Origin of the sequence: Pseudanabaena cinerea FACHB-1277 (assembly GCF_014696345.1) — a bacterium.
GTDB lineage: Bacteria > Cyanobacteriota > Cyanobacteriia > Pseudanabaenales > Pseudanabaenaceae > Pseudanabaena > Pseudanabaena cinerea.
This window is the reverse complement of record NZ_JACJPY010000166.1, coordinates 1-2838: the sequence shown is the minus strand read 5'-3', so window position 1 is coordinate 2838 and position 2838 is coordinate 1. Positions and strand designations below refer to the sequence as shown.

At 39.7% G+C, this 2838-nt stretch carries 2 protein-coding genes and 2 pseudogenes; 2 read left to right on the top strand and 2 right to left on the bottom strand.

The window, feature by feature from the left end; all coding sequences use genetic code 11:
• Positions 1–132 precede the first annotated feature (132 nt).
• Positions 133–1140 (top strand): annotated as a pseudogene (locus tag H6F44_RS22520) (restriction endonuclease subunit S); the annotation flags it as partial.
• 25 nt (positions 1141–1165) lie between these two features.
• Positions 1166–1423 carry a BrnA antitoxin family protein gene (locus H6F44_RS22515; RefSeq protein ID WP_190353317.1) on the top strand — a complete coding sequence of 86 codons (258 nt, stop codon included), beginning with the start codon at positions 1166–1168 and terminating at the stop codon, positions 1421–1423.
• An 86-nt stretch (positions 1424–1509) separates the two neighbouring features.
• Here H6F44_RS22515 and H6F44_RS22510 read toward each other — a convergent pair whose 3' ends face one another.
• Together H6F44_RS22510 and H6F44_RS22505 are read right to left on the bottom strand one after the other, a co-directional pair.
• Positions 1510–2202, bottom strand: a complete 693-nt coding sequence (locus H6F44_RS22510; protein WP_190353316.1) for a hypothetical protein — start codon at positions 2200–2202, stop codon at positions 1510–1512.
• Between the two features lie 432 nt (positions 2203–2634).
• Positions 2635–2838: pseudogene (locus tag H6F44_RS22505) on the bottom strand (photosystem II q(b) protein); the annotation flags it as partial.

The window sequence follows — 2838 nt, the reverse complement described above, 5'->3', positions numbered from 1 at the left end:
CTAGATAGGTCATACTTACTATGACTTGACCTATCTTTTTTATCTTAAATCCTCAAATCCCCATCTACTCATACTTCCCATATCTTTTGTCGCCCCGTCAGCAATTCAACATCATTAAATAATTTACAGATCCCACTTCCACCACTTGCAGAACAACGCCGAATTGTTGCCAAGATTGATGAACTGATGGCTCGATGTGATGAACTGGAAAAATTAAAAATAGAACGCGATCGCAAACAAATCACTGTCCACAAATCTGCCCTAAATCGCTTATTAACTGCCAAAGATCACAGCGATTTCCAAACCTCATGGCATTTCATCACCCAACATTTCAGCGAGCTTTATTCGGTCAAAGAAAATGTAGCGGAACTACGCAAAGCTATACTCCAACTCGCTGTGATGGGTAAGCTAGTCCCCCAAGATCCTAGCGATCAGCCTGCTAGTGAGTTGTTAAAGGACATTGAAAAAGAGAAACAAAAACTAATCAAAGAAGGAAAAATCAAAGCTTCTAAACCGTTGCCAGAAATTAAACCTGATGAAATTCCCTACAATTTACCGAAGAGTTGGGAATGTGTGAGATTAGGACAGATTACTAATATAGTTCGAGGTGGCTCTCCAAGACCCGCAGGAGATCCAAGATTTTATGATGGTCATATACCATTTCTAAAAGTTGCTGATTTAACGGCAGAAAATGAAATGTATCTATCTAAGTACACATACTCAATTAAGGAAGCTGGTTTACACAAAACTCGAATGGTTCCACCAGATACATTAATGTTAACGAATAGTGGTGCTACACTTGGAGTCCCTAAAATATGCACTTTTCAAACAACGTTTAATGACGGAATTGCAGCATTTATTTTTATGAATACGGAATTATATAAACCTTTTTTCTATTATTTTCTTTCATCAAAAACGTATTATTTTTTACATGAAGCATCAAGAGGTCAAGGACAGCCAAATCTAAATACAGAAATTATTGGTGAAACTATTGTTGGTCTTCCTCCCCTCGCCGAACAACATCGCATCGTAGCCAAAATCGATCAACTCATGACCCTTTGCGACGAGCTAGAAAAACAAATTGACGCAGCAGAGAGCAAACAGACCAACCTGCTTAACTCCCTCATGGCAAAGGTTTAAGGCTAACAAGAAAGGAGAAAATACTATGAATATCTCACGCAAACGTCTTGAAGAACTTCAAAATATACCCGATGAAGAAATTGATACCTCAGACATCCCAGAACTAGATGATCACTTTTGGGCAAACGCCAAGATAGTAAAGCCAATAACCAAACAAGCCGTATCTATTCGTCTAGACAGTGACATTCTTGAATGGTTCAAAAGCCAAGGCAAAGGCTATCAATCAACCATTAACAACGTCCTACGCACCTACGTTAATCATCAACAGACAATGAGTAAGTAAATGAGGTAGCTTTACAAAGTCCCAAGTTTGACGATGCTTTGCGCGATCGCTTAGTGTTTGGATTAGCTGCAAAAATTACTAAATAATCAAAGTATTTGACTAACTATAAATTCAGTCTCCTCAACAGCAGACTTCAGTTCAGGTAGTGGTTGTGAAAGTTCCGAACTTTCTAATATCTTTGTAGGAGTATCGGTTATTGGCGATGCAATATCTAATGCAGGGTAGAGCCAGCCTGAGAATAACTTAGTCATTTGTGGCATGAGCAGATAGGTCATTGTCGGAACAGCGATCGCGGTAACAATTGCCACACGAAATACTAAAGGCAAGTTTAATAATTGCTGTTTAAGAATTAGAGAAATAAAAGTAATTAGTGGGAATACAGCCAACCAAGTAACCACAGTCATTTTGTAGCGAGGCGGAGGTGTAATTGATGTGTTACCAGCAAGGGTAAACCAAGTTTCTAAACCAGTTAACACCTGAATCTGGGGCGGACTGACAGTGAGCGGTTCGGCTATATTAAACCAGTACTTACGTTCTGGCGATGCCTCCCAATTACGAAGATTGCTGAGACGATCAAATTTAAGAATGATGCGATACTCTGGATCATCAGAATTTACAGGAGGGAAAATGTTACTACCCAAATGACCATCAAATTTTTCACAGGCAGTAGTGATGCCCGACAAAAACAATTCAAATTCGGCTTTACATTCTGGCTTAACCCGTCTTGAAATTACAACAGTTACCGATGGATCGTTAAAAAGGTTTTGGGGTTGTGACATGACTGATTTTCCCTTAATACTTATTATGGAGACAGAGGTAAAACTTGAAAAGAATAGCAATTATTTACTGCCCTCGTCCGTTGTAGAAAAACAAAAAATAGCCCATGCCCTCTCTCATCCCATCTCTAAATAGTTGCATCGCTCAAATGACATCAGAGATGCAAAGGGTTATCCCCAACTTGATGGGTATGGAAAATGTTTTAATAATCTTTTAATAATCTTTTAATAATCAATGATGAAGCTCACCATTGCTATCGAGAAAAGCCTGATAACGATGAGATCGCCGATCTCAGGTGTGGAAATGAACCTTAAACATTTGGATGGGATGCGCCAATCGACAATTTAAACTTACGCAACCAGTTTTTGAGCAGATACCAAAAAAGCCCCTCCTTGCGGAGAGGCTTTTTTGTTTAGAGAAGACTAGGCTAGAAATTAACCGTTGATAGCAGGAGCAGACATTGCTACTGGTGCTACTTCAACTGCTGCCAAATCTAAGGGGAAGTTGTGAGCGTTGCGCTCGTGCATTACTTCCATTCCCAAGTTTGCGCGGTTGATTACGTCTGCCCAGCTTGGTACTACTCGTCCTTGGCTGTCAGAAATCGATTGGTTGAAGTTGAATCCGTTCAAGTTGAATGC

Excerpts from the sequence above, each read along its gene's own strand:
- H6F44_RS22515 (WP_190353317.1), top strand. The coding sequence starts at position 1,166 with ATGAATATCTCACGCAAACGTCTTGAAGAACTTCAAAATATACCCGAT.
- H6F44_RS22510 (WP_190353316.1), bottom strand. The coding sequence starts at position 2,202 with ATGTCACAACCCCAAAACCTTTTTAACGATCCATCGGTAACTGTTGTA.